12 protein-coding genes are annotated in these 17682 nt (G+C 72.2%); 6 read left to right on the plus strand and 6 right to left on the minus strand.

The window, feature by feature from the left end; genetic code table 11:
• Positions 1–24 precede the first annotated feature (24 nt).
• Complete coding sequence (locus ACNNMR_RS42780; protein ID WP_420000166.1) at positions 25–2034, plus strand: aldo/keto reductase; 2010 nt, start codon at positions 25–27, stop codon at positions 2032–2034.
• Here the strand turns inward: ACNNMR_RS42780 and ACNNMR_RS42785 are convergent, their stop codons facing one another.
• Entirely contained in the window at positions 2035–3426 is a 1392-nt protein-coding gene (locus ACNNMR_RS42785) for a sulfatase-like hydrolase/transferase (RefSeq protein ID WP_420000167.1), read from the minus strand. It lies immediately after the preceding gene.
• Positions 3427–3455: 29 nt separating this feature from the next.
• On the minus strand, positions 3456–4484 hold the full coding sequence (locus tag ACNNMR_RS42790) for a LacI family DNA-binding transcriptional regulator (RefSeq protein ID WP_420000168.1): 1029 nt from the start codon (positions 4482–4484) through the stop codon (positions 3456–3458).
• A 187-nt stretch (positions 4485–4671) separates the two neighbouring features.
• On the opposite strand from ACNNMR_RS42790, the gene ACNNMR_RS42795 reads away from it, so the two are divergent.
• The 4 genes from ACNNMR_RS42795 to ACNNMR_RS42810 are packed head-to-tail and all read left to right on the plus strand — an operon-like array spanning position 4672 to position 10151.
• The gene (locus ACNNMR_RS42795; protein ID WP_420000169.1) at positions 4672–6222 is read left to right on the plus strand and encodes an ABC transporter substrate-binding protein; all 1551 of its coding nucleotides are present in this window, start codon (positions 4672–4674) and stop codon (positions 6220–6222) included.
• 4 nt (positions 6223–6226) lie between these two features.
• Positions 6227–7174: an ABC transporter permease gene (locus ACNNMR_RS42800; RefSeq protein WP_420000170.1), complete on the plus strand. Its 948-nt coding sequence runs from the start codon at positions 6227–6229 to the stop codon at positions 7172–7174.
• Positions 7171–8055 (plus strand): ABC transporter permease, encoded by an 885-nt coding sequence (locus tag ACNNMR_RS42805; protein ID WP_420000171.1) that lies wholly within the window; start codon positions 7171–7173, stop codon positions 8053–8055. The genes ACNNMR_RS42800 and ACNNMR_RS42805 overlap by 4 nt, the downstream gene beginning before the upstream one ends.
• Positions 8052–10151 carry a dipeptide ABC transporter ATP-binding protein gene (locus tag ACNNMR_RS42810; protein ID WP_420000172.1) on the plus strand — a complete coding sequence of 700 codons (2100 nt, stop codon included), beginning with the start codon at positions 8052–8054 and terminating at the stop codon, positions 10149–10151. The genes ACNNMR_RS42805 and ACNNMR_RS42810 overlap by 4 nt, the downstream gene beginning before the upstream one ends.
• 49 nt (positions 10152–10200) lie before the next feature.
• Here the strand turns inward: ACNNMR_RS42810 and ACNNMR_RS42815 are convergent, their stop codons facing one another.
• The 3 genes from ACNNMR_RS42815 to ccrA form a co-directional block, all read right to left on the minus strand.
• On the minus strand, positions 10201–11403 hold the full coding sequence (locus ACNNMR_RS42815; protein WP_420000173.1) for a PucR family transcriptional regulator: 1203 nt from the start codon (positions 11401–11403) through the stop codon (positions 10201–10203).
• Between the two features lie 159 nt (positions 11404–11562).
• Positions 11563–12858 carry a lipase family protein gene (locus ACNNMR_RS42820; RefSeq protein ID WP_420000174.1) on the minus strand — a complete coding sequence of 432 codons (1296 nt, stop codon included), beginning with the start codon at positions 12856–12858 and terminating at the stop codon, positions 11563–11565.
• Positions 12859–12895: 37 nt separating this feature from the next.
• Positions 12896–14221 carry a crotonyl-CoA carboxylase/reductase gene (gene ccrA / locus ACNNMR_RS42825; protein WP_420000175.1) on the minus strand — a complete coding sequence of 442 codons (1326 nt, stop codon included), beginning with the start codon at positions 14219–14221 and terminating at the stop codon, positions 12896–12898.
• 225 nt (positions 14222–14446) lie between these two features.
• On the opposite strand from ccrA, the gene ACNNMR_RS42830 reads away from it, so the two are divergent.
• The gene (locus tag ACNNMR_RS42830; protein WP_420000176.1) at positions 14447–16141 is read left to right on the plus strand and encodes an AMP-binding protein; all 1695 of its coding nucleotides are present in this window, start codon (positions 14447–14449) and stop codon (positions 16139–16141) included.
• 83 nt (positions 16142–16224) lie between these two features.
• Here ACNNMR_RS42830 and ACNNMR_RS42835 read toward each other — a convergent pair whose 3' ends face one another.
• A complete protein-coding gene (locus ACNNMR_RS42835) occupies positions 16225–17661 on the minus strand; it encodes an MFS transporter (RefSeq protein ID WP_420000177.1) in 1437 nt (478 codons plus the stop codon).
• Between the last annotated feature and the right edge of the window lie 21 nt (positions 17662–17682).

Raw genomic sequence — 17682 nt, forward strand, 5'->3', positions numbered from 1 at the left:
CACCACCAGAGAGGTTCCCGCTCCATGCCTGACAGCACTGACGCCACCGCCCAGGTCGCCTGGGGCATCCTGGGCACCGGCAACATCGCCGCCCGCTTCGCCGGGCAGCTGCCGCACTCCCACACCGGCACCCTGGCGGCCGTCGGCAGCCGCACCCCCGACTCCGCCCGCGCCTTCGCGGACCGCTTCGGCGCGACGCGGGCGCACGGCTCGTACCAAGAACTCCTCGACGACGACACCGTGGACGCCGTCTACATCGCCACCCCCCACCCACAGCACGTCGAGTGGGCGATACGGGCCGCCGAGGCCGGCAAGCACCTGCTCGTGGAGAAGCCCCTGGCCATCAACCGCGCCTGGGCGACCGCCGTCCTCGAAGCGGCGATACGCAGCGACGTCTTCCTGATGGAGGCGTACATGTACCGCTGCACCCCGCAGACCGCCAAGGTCGCGCAGCTCGTACGCGACGGCGCGGTCGGCGAACCGCACCACATCCAGGCGCAGTTCTCCTTCGGCGGCGCCGCCTTCGCCCCGGAGAGCCGGACGCTGTCCCAGGCCCTGGCCGGCGGCGGCATTCTCGACGTCGGCGGCTATCCGGTGTCCATGGCCAGGCTGCTCGCAGGCGCCGCCACCGGCGCTCCCTTCGCCGAGCCCGAGCGGGTCACCGGCGCCGGCACCGTCGGCGAGACCGGCGTGGACGAATGGGCCGTCGCCACCCTGCACTTCGCCGCCGGGCTCACCGCCCAGGTCACCACCGGCGTCCGGCTCACCGACGCCAACCGCGTCCGGATCTACGGATCGCGCGGCTATCTTGAGGTCCCTGACCCCTGGTTCTGCGGCGACGGCGAGCCCACCGAGCTGCTGCTGCACCGCGTCGGCGAGGAGCCGCAGCGCATCGAGGTCGAGCCCGCGCACATCTACGCCGCCGAGGCCGACACCGTCGCCGCCCACCTCGCCGACCGCCAGTCGCCGCAGATGAGCTGGGACGACACCCTCGGCAACCTCGCCGTCCAGGACGCCTGGCGGGCAGCCATCGGCCAGCGCTACGAGAGCGAAGCCCCGGAGGCCAAGGTGCCCACCGCCTCCGGCCGCCCGCTCGCCCGCCGCGCCGACGCCGCCATGCCGCACGGCCGTATCAAGGGCGTGGACAAGGACATCTCCCGCCTGGTCATGGGCGTCGACAACCAGACCGACCGGGTGCACGCCTCCGTCATCTTCGATGACTTCTTCGAGCGCGGCGGCACCGCCTTCGACACCGCCTTCATCTACGGCAACGGGCAGTTGGAAGGGCAGCTCGGCCGCTGGCTGCGGGACCGCGGCGTACGGGACGAGGCCGTCGTCATCGGCAAGGGCGCCCACACGCCGCACTGCGATCCCGAGTCGCTGAGCCGCCAGCTGGAGACCAGCCTGGAGCGGCTGGGCACCGACCATGTCGACATCTACATGATGCACCGCGACAACCCCGACATCCCGGCGGGGGAGTTCGTGGACGTCCTCGACGCGCACCACCGGGCCGGCCGCATCAGCGTTTACGGCGGCTCCAACTGGAGCACCGAACGCGTCGACGAGGCCAACGAATGGGCGCAGGCCAACGGCCGCCGCCCCTTCACCGTGCTCAGCAACCACCTCAGCCTCGCCCGCGCCCAGGAACTCCCCTGGGCGGGCTGCAAGCACGTCGGCGACCCGGACGCGCAGCAGTGGCTGCGCGAGCGCGACATCGCACTCTTCCCGTGGTCCAGCCAGGCCCGCGGCTTCTTCACCGGCCGGGCCCGCCCCGACGACACCAGCGACGCCGAGCTGGTCCGCTGCTTCTACTCGGACGCCAACTTCGCGCGCCTCGACCGCGCCCGCAAGCTCGCCCGCGACCACGGCGTCCACCCGACCGCGATCGCCCTCGCCTGGCTGCTGCACCAGCCCTACCAGGTCTTCCCGCTGATCGGCCCGCGCCAGATCTCCGAGACCCGCACGTCGATGGCAGGCCTCGGCGTCCGCCTCTCCCCGCGGGAGGTGACCTGGCTGGACCGCGGCGGCGACTAGTCAGCGCGCCTGGTGCCCGAAGCGCACCCCGTCGAGCTTGAAGGAGTGCACGGTCGGGTCCACCAGGCGCTGCGGATGCGTCCGTACGGGCGCGGGCTCGATCTCCGGCGCCGCCTCGCCCGCCGCGACCATCCGGGCGACGAGGCGGTCCCGCAGCCCGTCCGCGAGCTCGCGGTGGGAGGCGAGGCCTGCGAGGTTGTCCAGCTCGTACGGGTCGTGCGCCAGGTCGTACAGCGCCGCCTCCCGGTAGCTCCCGGCCGCGGACTCCTCCCAGGGGTCCACGCCGGGGGCGCTGACGTAGTACTTCCACCGCCCGGTCCGCAGCGCCCGGCCGCACTCCGACTCGCTCACCTGGATCAGCACGTCGTCCGGCCACTCGGCGCCCGGGTCGCGGACCAGCGGCAGGAAGGAGCGGCCCTGCATCTCCTCCGGCACCCCAAGGCCGGCCGCGTCCAGCAGCGTCGGTGGCAGGTCGACCGTCGACACCGGTGTGTCGATCGCCCGGCCGCCCTCGAAGCCGGGGCCGCGGACCGCCAGAGGCACCCGGACCGAGCCGTCGTGGCAGGAGCGCTTGTACTCGGAGTTGCGGGTCTTGAAGTGGCTGCCGTGGTCGGAGGTGAAGGCCACGATCGTGTCGTCGAGGAGGTCCATGCTGCGCAGCGCGTCGAAGAGCCGGCCCAGGCCCTCGTCCACCCGGCGGATCTGGCCGAGGTAGCCGCCCATGTGGCGGTGCGCGGTGCCGCCCTCGGCGGAGAGCGTGCCGAGGTCCGGCGGCATCCAGCGGCCCTGGTAGCGGTCGGCGTAGCCGTCGGGCGCCGGGTAGGAGTCGACCTCATTCTGGTGGTGGGGCTCGATCAGCGAGCAGAAGAGGTAGTACGGCTCCTCGTGATGATCGGCGGCGAAACGTATCGCCGCGTCGAAGACGGCGTCCGAGCGATAGCCGGGCAGCCGCACCGGCTCGCCGTCCTCGTCGTACATCACCGTCTTGTACGCGTCCGAGGTGAACTCGAGGGTGTTGGCGCCCAGCCAGTGGTCGTAGCCGCCGCGCTGATCGGCCGGCACCGGGTCGCCGTCCGCGAGGTGCCACTTGCCGATGTAGCCGGTGGCGTAGCCCGCGTCGCCGAAGTGGTGGGCGAGGGTGCGGGAGTCCTCGGACAGGGTGATCCCGTTGCGGAAGACGCCGTTCGTCGTCGGGTACTGGCCCGTCTGCAGCGCCGCCCGCGCGGGCGCGCACACGGGCTGCGGCGTGCAGGCCTGCACCGCGTGCGTGCCGGTACGGGCCATCCGGTCGAACTCCGGGGTCAGGCCGAGCGGATTGCCGTGCGCCCCCGTCGTGTCCCAGCGCTGCTGGTCGGTGAAGACGACGATGACGTTCGGGCGCCTGGACGGCATGCGGTGTCCTTTCGTGGTGTTGCGTGGTGTTACGTAGAACCTCGGGGTATGAACGCCCACTCCTGCACCACCTCGCGGCCGGGCAGCGGCTCCGGCGCCGCCAGCCGCTCGAAGAGCAGCCGCAGCACCTCGCCGAAGTCGAGCTGCGGCAGGCCGACGGTGGACAGTGCGGGGCGGGTGATCAGGCCCTCTTTGATGTTTCCGGCGCCGAGCACGGCGACATCCGTCGGCACGGACAGGCCCGCGTCCCGTACGGCCCAGATCGCCGACACCGCCGCCCGGTCGGAGGCGCAGAAGACCGCGTCGGGCGGGTGGGCGAGCTGCAGCAGGCCGGTCATCGCCCAGTAGCTCTGCGAGCGGTCGTCGGCGCCGGACACGACGAGCCGCTCGTCCGGTTCCAGGCCGTGCCGCTCCAGCGCCTGGGCGTAGGCGGCGTAACGCTCGGTGGGGCGGCCGGTGTCGCGCAGGTCGGACTGGTGGCCGATGAAGGCGACCCGCCGCCGGCGGCCGCCGATCAGCTGGTCGAGGCCTTCCGCGCAGGCCTCCAGCTCACGCATGCGCAGCACGTCGAAGCCGTCGGGCGTGACGGTGTTGTCCATGACGACCATGGAGAGGTGGCTGCGGGCGAGGGCGGGCAACCGGTCGCCGTCCAGGCAGTGGTACGGGTCGGAGATCACGGCGCCGTCAGCGATGCCGCGGTGCAGCAGGTCCAGGGCGTGCCGGGCGCGCAGCTCGGAGTCGACCAGCAGCGTCAGCACGCCGTATCCGGCGGCGTCCGCGGCCTCGTGGAGCTGGGCGGCCAGGCGGTCGTTCGCGGGCACCCCGATCGAGCCGACGAGCAGCGCGACCTGGTCGGTGCGCTGCCTGCGCAGGCCGCGGGCCGAGCTGTTGGGCGCGTAACCGAGCTCGCTCACGGCGGCCAGGACGCGGTCGCGAGTGGCGTCGCCGAAGCGGCCACCACGGCCGTTGACGACATGCGAGACGGTGGCGACGGAGACCCCGGCGAGCTCCGCGACGTCCCGCGCGGTGGGTCGGGCCCGCTTAACTGGCTTGTGCACCTTATTCGTTTAACCGACGACGACCCGAGCCGTCAAGAGTTCGCATAGTACGTACCCCCTCAAAACCAGGGATTTCGGCCTCAGAACGGCTGCGAAGTTAATCGATTACCTTCACGGGTATTGCCAGCAAAACCACCCCGCTGCTTTGGTGTTCGAAGCTCGCTCACACCGAGGTGGAGGAGGCCTCATGCAGCCTTCGCGACGTCTGCTCCTGGGCGCCGCCGCGGCGGCCGTGGCCGGATGCACGCCCGTCGCCCGGCAGGTCGGAAGCAGCGGCGGCGGCACCCGCCATCGCGGCGGCAGCCTGAAGATGGCGCAGGTCCAGGACTTCAACCTGCCGACTTTGCGGCAGCAGAACACCCCGAACATCGCCTGGCCCCGGCTGGTCTTCAACACGCTCACCGAGTACGACCACAAGACCCTGAAGCCGCGCCCCCAGCTCGCCACCGACTGGGAGATATCCGACGGCGGCCGCACGATCGTGCTGCGGCTGCGCGACGACGTCCGCTTCCACTCCGGCCGGCCCTTCGGCCCTGAGGACGTCGCCGAGAACATCGCGTACCAGGCGAGCAAGAAGGGCGTGCCGGGCCAGCTCGCCTCCGCCGCCGCCGTCATCAAGGACGCCGAGGTCACCGGGCGGCACGAGATCACGCTCCGGCTCGCCCACGGCATCAGCAACTTCTTCGACCTGTGCGAAATCATGCTGATCTTCGATCACGAGTCGCTCCCCGAACTCGAAGCGGGCAAGGAGCTCAACGGCACCGGCGCCTTCCGCTTCGCCGGCTACGACCCGGGCGTCGCCGCCCGCTTCACCCGCAACCCCCGCTACTGGCGCCCAGGCCGCCCATACCTGGACGACGTCGAGCTGCGCATCATCACCCAGCAGCAGGCCATCGTCGCCTCCCTGCAGAGCGGCCAGACCCATCTCGCGTACGCCCTCAACCCCAGCAACGGCCGCAATGTGAAGGCCGACGACCGGCTCCGCCTGGTCGAGGTCGCCACCCGCGACAACGGCCAGTACATCGGCTGCAATGTGAAGCGGAAGCCGCTGGACGACAAGCGGGTGCGCCAGGCCATCGCCTGGTCCGTCGACCGCGACCGCATCCGCGACATGGGCACCGCCGGCGTTGGCGTCATTACCTCCATCCCCTGGACGCCGACCTCGCCCGCGTACGACCGCCGCGCCGCCGGCCACTACCACCGCGACCTCGAACGCGCCCGCCGACTCATCGCCGACGCCGGGGCCCGGGGCGCCCGCCTGCAGCTCACCATCAACGGCAACGAACCCGGCGGCCCGCGCTCGATCGCCGAGATCGTGCAGGACGGGCTGCGTGAGATCGGCCTGGAGACCCGCATCGAGCCGCTGCAGCCGGCCGAGTTCCAGCAGCGCCTGAACACCGCCTCATTTCCCGGCCTGTGGATCAACGGCCACGGCTTCGGCCAGCTCAACCCGGCCACCCTCCTCAACGGCGCGTATCCCTTCAACGCCGAGAAGAACGCCTCCAACTTCACCGACCCCCGCTACCGCGACCTCGCCCAGCGCGCCTGGAAGGCCACCGACGCCGACGCGGCCGCGGCGGTCCACCGCGAGGTCACCGACCTGCTCCTGGACCAGCAGTTCGTCATCGACCTGGTCAGCAGCTCGGGCACGTACGCGATGAGCCGGTCACTGAAGGGCTACCGCTACAACATGTTCAACGACCTGATCCTGGACGACGCCTACCTGGCGGGGAGCTGATCGCATGCTCCGCTACGTGCTGCGCAGGCTGCCCTCCGCGGTGATCGTGCTGCTGCTCGCCACCATCCCGGTCTTCGCCGTGCTGCGGCTCGCCCCGGGCGACCCGGCCGCCACCGTCGCCGGGCCGGACGCCGGACCCGAGGTGATCGCGGGAGTCCGGCATGAGATGGGGCTCGACCGGTCGCTCACGGTCCAGTACTTCTCCTGGCTCGGTGACGCGCTCCGGGGCGACTTCGCGACGTCCTTCGTCAGCAAGGTCCCGGTCTCGGACCTGGTGATGCGCGGCCTCGGCAACACCGGCACCCTCACCGTCTGCGCGCTCCTGCTCGCCGTCCTCCTCGCCTTCCCGCTCGGCCTCGCCCAGGCGCTCGCCCGTACGGGCCGGGTACGGACCCTCCTCAACGGGATCAACGTCGTCATGCTGTCCGTGCCGCCGTACGTCACCGGCGTGATCCTGGTGCTCGTCTTCTCGGTCGGCCTGCGGCTGCTGCCACCCGGCGGCTATGTCTCGGTGTTCGACGACCCGGTGGCGGGCGTCCAGTTCCTGCTGCTGCCCTCGATCTGCCTGGCGCTGCCCGCGGCCGCCGTGCTGGCCCGCTTCCTCACCGCCTCACTGCAGCGGGTCTTCCACGAGGAGCACTACTTCGCGTCGCGGATGCGCGGCCTGTCGGCGAAGCGCCTGGTCCTGCGGCACGGGCTGCCGAACGCCGTCGGCCCCGTCGTCACCGTGCTAGGCATCCAGATCGGGCACCTGCTCGGCGGCGCCGTCATCGTCGAGTCCATCTTCGCCTGGCCGGGCCTCGGCCAGACCCTGGTCACGGCGGCGAGCGCCCGCGACTACCCCCTCGTCCAAGCGCTGCTGCTGCTCGCCGTGACCGTCTTCATCGCGCTGCAGCTGCTGAGCGACGTCGTCTACGCGGTCATCGACCCACGCGTGCGGGAGCGGACATGAGTGAGCTGACGGAAGACGTCCGGCTGCCGGAGCCCGCGGCCCCGGCCACCGAGGCGAGCAAGCGCACCTCCGGGCTGCGCGACCTCCTGCGCACCCCGGCGATCGGCGGCAGCGCGGGCGTGCTCGTGCTGCTGCTCCTGGCCGCCCTGATCCTGCCGCCCTTCCTGCCGTACGGGCCGAACGAACTCGCCTCCGCCACCGCCCTCGACCCACCCACCTGGGCGCACCCCCTCGGCACCGACGAACTGGGGCGCGACCTGCTCGCCCGCCTCCTCGCCGGGATCCGGGTGAGCCTGCTCGTCATCGCCGCCGCGGTGCCCCTCGCCCTCGTCGCGGGCGGGCTGCTCGGGCTGTTCTCCTCCGCGGGGCGCTGGACGGACACGCCCACGCAGCGGCTCTTCGACGTCGTCCTCTCCTTTCCCGCGCTCATCATGGGCATCGCCTTCGCCGCCCTCCTCGGCGCCGGGCTCGCCGCGGTCATCACCACCGTCGCGGTCGCCGCCGCGCCCACGATCGGGCGGGTGCTGCGCGGCGCCGTACGCTCGCAGTCCGGTCGCGACTACGTGCTCGCCGCGAAGGTCACCGGGGTCCGCACCTGGCGGCTCTACCTGCGCCACATCCTCCCCAACTGCTTCGACGTCGTCCTCGTCCAGACCTCCCTCGCCTGCGCCACCGCCGTCTTCATCGAGGGCGGCCTCAGCTTCCTCGGGCTCGGCGTGCGGCCGCCCGACTCGTCGCTCGGCGGGCTGCTCAGCTCCAGCCTCACCTTCCTGACGTCGTCGCCGTTCTACGCCATCGGTCCGCTGGTCGTGATCTCCGCGCTGGTGCTGTGCTTCACGCTCCTCGCCGACGCCCTGAACCGAAAGCTGGCCGCCCGATGACCACACCCGTGCTGCAGGTCAGCGACCTCAACGTCACCTTCACCACCCCGGCAGGCCGGCTGCACGCCGTCCGCGGCGTCAATCTGGACGTACGCGCCGGGCAGACCCTCGCCGTGGTGGGGGAGTCCGGGTCGGGGAAGTCCGTCACCGCGCTCGCCATGCTGGGGGAGATCCGCGACCCCGGGACGCGCGAGTCGGGGACCGTCACCTTCCATGGGCAGGACGTCTTCGCGATGAGCGAGGCCGAGCGGGCTGAGCTGCGCGGCGGCCGCATCTCCATGGTCTTCCAGGACCCGATGAACTCCCTCGACCCGGTGATGAAGGTCGGCGCCCAGCTGGAGGAGACCCTGCACGCCAAGCGCCCCGGCCTGGACCGGCAGCAGGCGCGCGACCGCGCCCTGGAGCTGATGCGCGTCGTCGGCATCCCGGCCCCTGAACGCCGCTACCACGACTACCCGTTCGCCTTCTCCGGCGGCATGCGGCAGCGCATGATGATCGCGCTCGCCATGTGCGGCGACCCGGAGGTGCTGGTCGCGGACGAGCCGACGACCGCCCTCGACGTCACCGTCCAGGCGCAGATCCTGCAGGTCTTCGCCCGCCTGAACCGCGAGTACGGCACCGCGGTCGTCCTGGTCACCCACAACTTCGGCGTCGTCGCCGAGCTGTGCGACGAGGTCGCGGTGATGTACGCGGGCCGGGTGGTGGAACGCGCCCGCGTCCCCGAGGTCTTCACCGAGGCCCGGCATCCGTACACCCGCGCCCTGATCGAATCCGTCCCGAGCATGTCATCCCGCCTCGACCGCCGTCTGCCCGTCATCGACGGCGGCCCGCCCGACCCGGCGCACCCGGCCCTCGGCTGCGCCTTCCGCCCGCGCTGCCCGCGCGCGGTCGACCGGTGCGCGACGGCCGACCCGGCGCTGGCGCCGATGGGCCCCGAGGGTGCGGAGGCGGCGTGCTGGAACCCCGTCCCGACCGGCGCGACTCCGGCCGCGGAAGCCGCCGAGCTGCCGCCGCGCGCGGTCCGCCCGGAGCTGCGCGACGGCGACAGGGACAGGGACGGCGACGGCTCAGGCGCGGACGTGGCGCTCGGCGGGGGCGACCTGACCAAGCACCACCGCGTCCGTGCCCGCCTGTTCAGCCGCTCGGGCGCAGGTGTCGTACGGGCCGTGGACGGGGTCACCGTGTCGGTCGCGCCGGGGGAGACGCTCGGCATCGTCGGGGAGAGCGGCTGCGGCAAGTCGTCGCTTGCCCGGCTGCTGATCCGCGCCGACGAGCCGACGTCGGGCACGGTGCAGGCCGCCGGCCGGGAGGTCTCGGGGCTTTCCGGCAGGCGTCTGGGCGACTTCCGCCGCACCGTCCAGATGATCTTCCAGGACCCGCAGGCCTCCCTCAATCCGCGCAAGACCATTCGGCAGTTGATCGAGGAGCCGATGATCGTGCACGGCATCGAGCCGGACCGCGAGGCGCGGCGGAAGCGGTGCGTCGAGCTGCTGGAGGCGGTGGGGCTGCCGGCGGATGTGCTGGAGCGGCGGCCCCGGCAGTTCTCCGGCGGGCAGCTGCAGCGGATCTGCATCGCGCGGGCGCTGGCCGTCGACCCGGAGGTGATCATCTGCGACGAGCCGGTGTCGGCGCTGGACGTATCGCTGCAGGCGCAGGTGGTGAACCTCCTCGACGAGCTGCAGGCCGAGCGCGGCCTCGCCTATGTCTTCATCTCGCACGATGTGTCCCTGGTGCGGTACTTCAGCGACCGGGTCGCGGTCATGTACCTGGGCACGGCGGTCGAGACCGGCCCGGCGGTCCCGGTCGTGGACGCGCCGCTGCACCCGTACACCCGCAGCCTCATCGACTCCGTACCGGAGCCGGACGCCGCCACGGCGGAGCGGCGCGAGGAGCGCCGACCGGCCCTGACCGGGGATTTGCCGAGCCCGCTCGACCCGCCGGCCGGCTGCCGCTTCCACCCGCGGTGCCCGATCGGGCCGCGGCACCGGGAGGGCCGGGAGCGGTGTGAGACGGAGGTGCCGGTGCTGCGCGAGCTGCGGCCGGGGCGGGCGGCGGCGTGTCACTTCGCGGAGGAGTTGGCGGCGGGGGAGGGGTAGCCGCGTTGGTCCGCACGTGGCCGCCGGGATCCTGGCCGGAAAGCTCCTTTCAGGCCGCGGAAAGACGAAGCTGCCGGACGCGCAGCACCAGCTCCAGTTCGAAGCGGGCGTCGGCGTCCTGCAGCAGGGATCCGAAGAGTTCGTCGAGCTGTCTGAGCCGGTAGCGCGCGGTCTGCGGATGGATGCCGAGCACGGCGGCCACCTCGCTCGCGTTGCGGCCGCACTGCAGCCAGCACAGCAGCGTCTCGGCGAGGCGCTCGCGGTGCGGGCTGCGGATCTGTCTGAGCGGGTCGAGGAGCTCGTCGCCGAGCGCGTCGGCCATCGCCTCGTCCTGGAAGAGCAGCAGTACGGACAGGTGGTCGGCGCACCGCACCACCTTGTCGTCCGGCAGGATGCCGCGCCGCGCCAGCCCTAACGCGGCCGTCGCCCATCGCAGCGACCGCCCGCCGTCGGTCAGCGGCACCGTCGGCCCGAGCGCGGCCCGGTGCCCGCGCAGCGCCTGCTCGATGTCGCGCGCCCGGCCGGGCCCGTCCGGGTCGGGTACGACGATGCGCCCGGGCCAGGCGTCGAAGCGGGTCAGGAACTCCGGCGGCAGCAGCGGCCGCGGCGCGGGCCCCTCCGGCGGCCGGTCCACCACGATCACCGCGAGGGTCGCGGGCACCGGCCAGCGGGCGGCGTGCGCGAGATCGACCACGGCCTCCTCGGGCGCCGGCGGCTGCGCGGTGACCATCTCGACGAGCCGGTCGCGGCGGCGCTGCAGCTCACCGGCGGCGTGCAGCTGCGCCTCCGCGTAACCGGCGGTGGCAGCAGCGGCGATCTGGTCGAGGTGCACGAACACGGCCTCGACCAGCACCGCGGGCGCGTAATCCGGCAGCGCGGAGACGTCCGCGACCTCGTTGAAGCGGCGTACCGCCACCCGGGCGCCGAGTCGCAGCGCGCTCTGGAAGGCGTCCAGGGTGCGCCCCTCGTACGCCTCGCCGCGGCCGATCGCCGCGTACGTCTCGGTGACCGCGGCCGCGCCGGCGGCGGGGCGGCCGATGCGGTCGAGGAACAGGGCGAGGGCCTGCTCGACGCCGGTGCGCAGATTGGCCATGTAGGTGGGGTCGTCCGGGCGGGCGTACTCCGGGACCTCGTGCTGGATCTCCGTGACCACGTCCTCGGAGATCAGCGACAGGTACGGGCGCAGGGTGTTGGCGACATCCGGGGGCATCCGGGCGAAGGCCTCGCGCACTGGCAGCTCTTTGACGCTCACGCTGTTTCGCTCCTTCCGCGCCGCTAGATCTTGGGCGTGACGAAACCGTAACGCCGCACACGGGTGCGAGTCGTTGTAGCGACGGCAAAAGCGGAGGGCCCCTTCTTGTCACGCCCGTGACAAGAAGGGGCCCTGACCTGACGGTCTGTCAGAAATCGCTCAGCAGTCGTTTTCGGACGGCTTTCCCTGGAAGCGTGCGCCGAAGAAGCTGATCGCGTCCCCGATCGCCTGGTTGTCGGTCGTCAGGTGCTCGCCGGGATACGTCTTCCACTTCACCGGGATGCCCGCCTTGCAGTACGCCTGCCGCGTCGCGTCCTCGGTCTCGGTGGGGATGACCTCCTCGAGCAGGCCCCGGTACTGGAAGGTCGGGAAGGCCAGCTGATGCTTGGCGCCCGACCCGGCCGGACCGATGTTCACGCCCAGTTTCTGCTCGTCGACCACCTGGCCCCACGTCTTGCCGTCGGTGCCCTTGAGTGCGTAGAGCTGGTCGAGGGTGAGCTTGTCCTTCGTGAAGTTGTCGATCTTGTTGAAGGCGAACTGTGCGATGGTCCCGGCCAGGCACAGCGACTTGGCCTTCTTGATGGCCTCCTTGCCCTGGTCGTTCATCAGCGAGTCGAAGGGCATCGCCGGATGCGAGGCGGCCAGCCCGATGACGGCGTCGGCGGCGAAGCCCGCGAAGGGGCCGCCGTTCAGGGCCTTCGCGACCACCTTCAGGTCACCGGGGACCCCGCCGGACGCGACCCCCGCGACCTTGAGCCCTGGGGCGTACGCGCCCGCGAGCTGCGCGGCCCACAGGCTCGCCTGCCCGCCCTCGGAGTAGCCCCACAGCCCGACCTGGGCATCCTTCCCGAGCCCGCTGCCCGGCACGGCGGGCGCCGCCCGCGCGATGTCCAGGAGCGCGTGACCGGCGTCGAGGCCGGAGACGTACGGGTGGGTCTGGCCGTTCAGATAGCCGGCGCCGTCGGTGGCGGCCACGGCATAGCCGGCCTTGAGCGCGGCGGCGATGTTGTCGCCCTCGTACTCGTCCTGGTAGGCGCCCGCCAGCTGCTTGGAGAAGGCGCATTGCGGGCCGAGCCCCAGCGTGCCCGGATTGAAGGCGATCACCGGGCGCGGGCCGCCGCCGGTCCACTCCTTGGCCGGTACGGCGACGGTGCCCGAGACCGCGACCGGCTTGCCCTGGTCGTCGCTGGAGCTGTACTGGACCTTCCAGGCCTTCATGGCGATGTTGCCGGGAACTTCCGGAAGCTTCGTCTCGCGGCAGGCGATCACGCTGCCGGGGGTGGCGGGCGCGCTGCCGGGCGGCGTGTAGATCTGCGCGTCGGTGGCGGCGCAGCCCGCCGCTCGCGTCTCATCGGCCCCGGCGGTCAGCGCGGGCACGCTGAGTCCGGCGCCGAGCAGCGCCGCGGCGGCGAGCGAGACGGTCAGGCGTTTGCGTAAAGCGGTGCGGTGTTTCACGTGGCGTTGCTCCTAGGGCGAGGGTGGGGGAGTGCGCCTAATCGCGCACCAGCAGCGGCGCAATCGCATCGCCGCCGAGCTCTGCGCGCCGGGCCTCGTCGGAGACGCCGAGTCCCGGTCGCGGGGCGAGGCCGAGGACGCCGACCTTGCCGATGTGCCGGTTGATCTGCACGAGGCGGGACGCCTCGGCCGCCTCGGACAGCGGGTAGGTGACCGACAGCGCGGGCCGCACATGCCCGAGGCCGATCAGCCGGTTGGTCTCCCACTGCTCCTGCAGGTTCGCGCCGTGGCTGCCGATGACCCTCTTCAGCCGCATCCACAGGTAGCGGTTGTCGTACTCGTGCCGGTAGCCGGTCGACGAGCCGCAGGTGACGACCGTGCCGCCGCGCCGCACCACGAAGACGGAGATGCCGAAGGTGGCCCGGCCGACGTGCTCGAAGACGATGTGCGGATCCTCGCCGACGGCGCCGCGGATCAGCTTCCCGAGGCGCTTGCCGGCGACGGCCGGGTCGGGCGGCTCGTCACCCGTGAGCCCCAACTGCTGCCTATTGAGTACGACATGACAACCCATCGCCTTGGCGCGCTCAGCCTTCTCCGGCGCGCCCACGACGCCGACCGCGATCCCGCCGCCATTGCGCACGAACTGCGCCGCATACGCGCCAAGACCGCCCGCCGCACCCCAGATCAGCACCACATCACCCTGCTTGAAGCGGGCGCCGCGCTCACTGACAAGCATCCGGTACGCCGTCCCCGCGCACAGCGGGTTCGCCGCCGCCTCCTCCCAGGTCAGGTGCGGCGCCTTGGGCAGCAGCTGATTGGCCCGCACGACCGCATAGTGCGCGAGCCCGCCGAAGTTCGTCTCGAAGCCCCAGGCCCGCTGAGTGTCGCCGAGCATGCCGTCCCAGTGGGTGGCCGGGTCCTCGTCGTCCACATACGCGGTGGCAACCGTGACCTCGTCGCCCGCCTTCCAGCGGCGCACCCCCGCCCCGGTCCGTACGATCACGCCCGCCGCGTCCGAGCCGAGCACGTGGTGCGGCAGGTCGTGCCGGGCCGACCAGCGGTCGAGCTTGGCGTAGTGCTTCAGGTAGGCGAAGGTCGGCATCGGCTCGAAGGTCGCCGACCAGACCGTGTTGTAGTTGATGCCGCTCGCCATCACGGCCACCAGGGCCTCGTCCGGGGCGAGTTCGGGCATCGGCACCTCGCCGACGTGGATCGTCTTGCGTACGTCCTTGTCCTCCACACCCTCGAACAGCCCCACGTCGGCGGCTCTGAGGTGAGCCGCCGTATACGTGTCGGGCAGTGGGATCCGGGTGAGGGTCTCTCCCGGTGCTCCTGCGACGACGGCCTCTGCCAGGGCATCCATGGCGTACCCCTCTCCTGGCCCCGCACCGGGGGCCCGTATTCGGGTCTGCTGCGGGAGAGTAGGAACGCGGCGCGCGGCCCAGATAGTCAACGGGGGGACAACGGGCGCCCCCCGGCCTGTGGGGCCGCTGACAAGACGGGTGCGCGCGGGCTGCGCGACGATGCGGGGGACGTCAGGTGCCGACGTCAGGGTGCCGGCCGCGGGCGCCGGTCGGAAAGGAGTCATGTGCACAGTGACGTGGCTGCCGCCGAAAGCCAGGCGCCCTGGCTGCGGTTCTACCCCGCCGGCGTCCCGCACCGCGTCGCCGTCCCCGACGTGCCGCTCACCGCACTCCTCGACGACGCCGCGCGCGACCACGGCGGCCGCACCGCGCTCGTCTTCTTCGGCCGCCGGACCCGCTATCGCGCGCTGCGGCGCGCCGCCGACCGCTTCGCCGCCGGGCTGCGCCGCCTCGGCGTCGAGCCGGGCGACCGGGTGGCGATCGTGCTGCCCAACTGCCCGCAGTTCGCGGTCGCGTTCTTCGGCGCCCTGCGCGCCGGCGCGGTGGCCGTGCCCGTCAACCCGCTCTACACCGAGCGCGAGCTGCGCCACCAGCTCGCCGACTGCGGCGCGGTCGTCGCCGTCGCCTTCGAGGGCGTGTGGGAGCGGCTGGCGGCGGTGCGGGAGTTCACGGCGCTGCGGCATGTGGTGACCACCGGTCTCGCGGAGGAGCTGCCCTGGTGGCTGCGGCTGCTGGTGCGCCTGCCCGCGGAGCGCGTACGGGCCCTGCGCGCGCGCCTGTCGCCGGGACTGCCCGCGGGGGCCGACGCGGTGCCGTATCGCAAGGTCGCCCGCCATGCGCCGCTACGGGACGCGCCCCCGCTCGACTCGACGTCGACCGCCGTGCTCCAGTACACGGGCGGCACCACCGGCACCCCCAAGGGCGCCTGCCTCACCCACCGCAACCTCGTCGCCAACGCCCACCAGGTCACCGCCTGGTACCCGCAGCTGCAGCCAGGCCATGAGACGGGCATCGCCGTGCTGCCGTACTTCCACGTCTACGGCCTCACCTTCGGCCTCGCCGCCGCGATCCTCGCGGGCGCGCGCAGCGTGCTCCTGCCCGTACCCGACACGAAGCTTCTGCTCCGGGCCGCCCGCCGCTGGCGCCCGACGCTGCTGCCCGCGATCCCACCCGTGTACGAGGAGCTCCTCGACCGGCCGGAGCGGGAGCTGGAGGCCCTGCGCAGCCTGAAGTTCTGCGTCTCGGGCGCCATGCGCCTGCCCCCGCACACCGCCGACCGCTTCCGCGAGGCGGCACACTGCGTGCTGGTGGAGGGATACGGCCTGACGGAGGCCTCCCCGGTGGCGCTCGCCAACCCGCTCAACGCCAACGCCCGCGCCGGCACCGTAGGCGTCCCGCTGCCCGGCACTCAGGCCCGGATCGTACGGGAGGACGACCCCGCGCAGACGATGCCCGACGGCGAGGCGGGCGAGCTGGCGATCCGCGGCCCGCAGGTCTTCGCGGGCTACTGGAACGACCCGGACGACACCGCGCGGGCGCTGCCCGGCGACGGGTGGCTGCTCACAGGGGATGTCGGGGTGATGAGCCCGGACGGCTTCGTCACGCTGATCGACCGCAAGCGGGACATCATCAACACGGCCGCGTTCACGGTGTATCCGTCGGAGGTGGAGGTGGTCCTGGCCGAGCACCCGGCGGTGGCGGAGGTGGCCGTCATCGGTGTCCCCGACGAGCGGGCGGGGGAGCGGGTCACGGCGGTCGTGGTGCTGAGGGAGGGCGCGGCGGCGACCGAGCCGGACCTGATCGCGCACTGCACGGGCCAGCTGGCGGAGTTCAAGGTGCCGACCGAGGTGGTCTTCCGTACGGACCCGCTCCCGCGCAACCAACTCGGCAAGGTGGTGCGCCGCTTCCTGCGTGAATAGCCGCCCGGGGGCAGGCGTCCCGCATGGCGGGACGGGTGGGCCCAGACGTTTCCGGCAGCCGCCCACGCGACCGGCACCGCACCTCACACATGCTGCGCCCGCCGGTTCGCCGCCCGCACTTCCGGCTTCCGATGCCGCCCGGACCGACGCAACGTCACCGCAGTGACCACCGCCCCCGCAAGCGCACACCCCGCAGCAAGCTGCAGCCCCGCGTCGTAACCCCGCAAGAACGCCTCATGCGGCATCAGCCCGGCCTCAAGGCCGGACCGCTCCCGGCGAGTCAGTACCACGCCGACGAGCACCACGCCGAAGACACCCGACACCTCGCGGGCCGCGCTTACGACACCCGAAGCCATTCCCGTACGGGTCTTCGGGACGCCGTCCAGCGAACGCACCGTCACCGGCGTCGCCAGCGCCGACCCGATGCCGATGAGGATCAGGCCCGGCTGCAGCGAGGCATACGTGGCGTCGAGCTTCTCGTTGGACACGTACAGCAGCCCGGCCGATACGAGCAGCAGCCCGCCGGAGATCACCCGGTGCGCCCCGGCCACCTTCGCCAGCCACTCCGCGAGCGGCGTCGTCAGCAGCAGCGCACCCGCCAGCGGCAGGAAGGCGAGACCGGCCTTCGTCGGCGAGAACTCCAGGATGCGCTGCAGATACAGGGCCGTGTAGAAGAACACCCCGTTCATGCCGATGCCCCACAGGATCTGCGCGATCGTGCCGCCGCTCAGCGCCCGGTTGCGGAAGAGGCCGGGGTCGATCAGCGGCAGGAAGGTGCGCGACTCGACCGCGAGGAAGAGCACCGTGCAGACCGCCGCCGCCAGCAGATACTGCGGCACCGGTGACGTCGTAAAGCCGTCCGTGCCGCCCTCCACCAGCGCGTACGTGAGGAAGTACAGCGCCGCCGTGGACAGCAGCACGCCCGGCAGGTCCAGCACCTTGAGCAGGCCCTTCCCCGGCGACGGCGCCTTCGGCACCGCGAGGGCCAGCAGCAGCGCGGCCACGCCGAAGGGCAGGTTGATGAAGAAGACCCAGGACCAGCCCCAGTGGTCGGTGATGATGCCGCCGGTCATCGGCCCCAGCGCCAGCGCCACCGCGAGCGCCGCCGTCCACACGCCGATCGCGAGCCCGCGCCGGTGCTTCGGCAGATCCCCGGCCACCACCGCGAGCGATGCCGGGATCACCAGCGCCGCGCCCATGCCCTGCGCCGTACGCGCCGCGATCAGCTCCGCTCCGCTGCCGGCGAACCCGGCGATCACCGACGTGACCGTAAACAGCACCAGACCGACGACCATGACCAGCCGCCGCCCGAGCAGATCCGCGAGCCGCCCGCCGACGAGCAGCAGCGCCCCGAAGCTCAGCACGTACGACGTAGCCACCCACTCCAGGTCCTTCAGCGACAGGCCGAGATCCTCCTGCAGCGTCGGCAGGGCGACGTTGATGACGGTGTTGTCGAGCGTCGTGATGAAGCCGGCGACCGCGATCATCGCCATCACCGCGAACTGCCGCGCGCCGCTCACCTGCACCTCCCTCACTCACGT

Origin of the sequence: Streptomyces boninensis (assembly GCF_048572725.1) — a bacterium.
Lineage (GTDB): Bacteria > Actinomycetota > Actinomycetes > Streptomycetales > Streptomycetaceae > Streptomyces > Streptomyces boninensis.

Excerpts from the sequence above, each read along its gene's own strand:
- ACNNMR_RS42785 (WP_420000167.1), bottom strand. The coding sequence starts at position 3,426 with ATGCCGTCCAGGCGCCCGAACGTCATCGTCGTCTTCACCGACCAGCAG.
- ACNNMR_RS42805 (WP_420000171.1), top strand. The coding sequence starts at position 7,171 with ATGAGTGAGCTGACGGAAGACGTCCGGCTGCCGGAGCCCGCGGCCCCG.
- ACNNMR_RS42800 (WP_420000170.1), top strand. The coding sequence starts at position 6,227 with ATGCTCCGCTACGTGCTGCGCAGGCTGCCCTCCGCGGTGATCGTGCTG.
- ACNNMR_RS42810 (WP_420000172.1), top strand. The coding sequence starts at position 8,052 with ATGACCACACCCGTGCTGCAGGTCAGCGACCTCAACGTCACCTTCACC.
- ccrA (WP_420000175.1), bottom strand. The coding sequence starts at position 14,221 with ATGGATGCCCTGGCAGAGGCCGTCGTCGCAGGAGCACCGGGAGAGACC.
- ACNNMR_RS42780 (WP_420000166.1), top strand. The coding sequence starts at position 25 with ATGCCTGACAGCACTGACGCCACCGCCCAGGTCGCCTGGGGCATCCTG.
- ACNNMR_RS42795 (WP_420000169.1), top strand. The coding sequence starts at position 4,672 with ATGCAGCCTTCGCGACGTCTGCTCCTGGGCGCCGCCGCGGCGGCCGTG.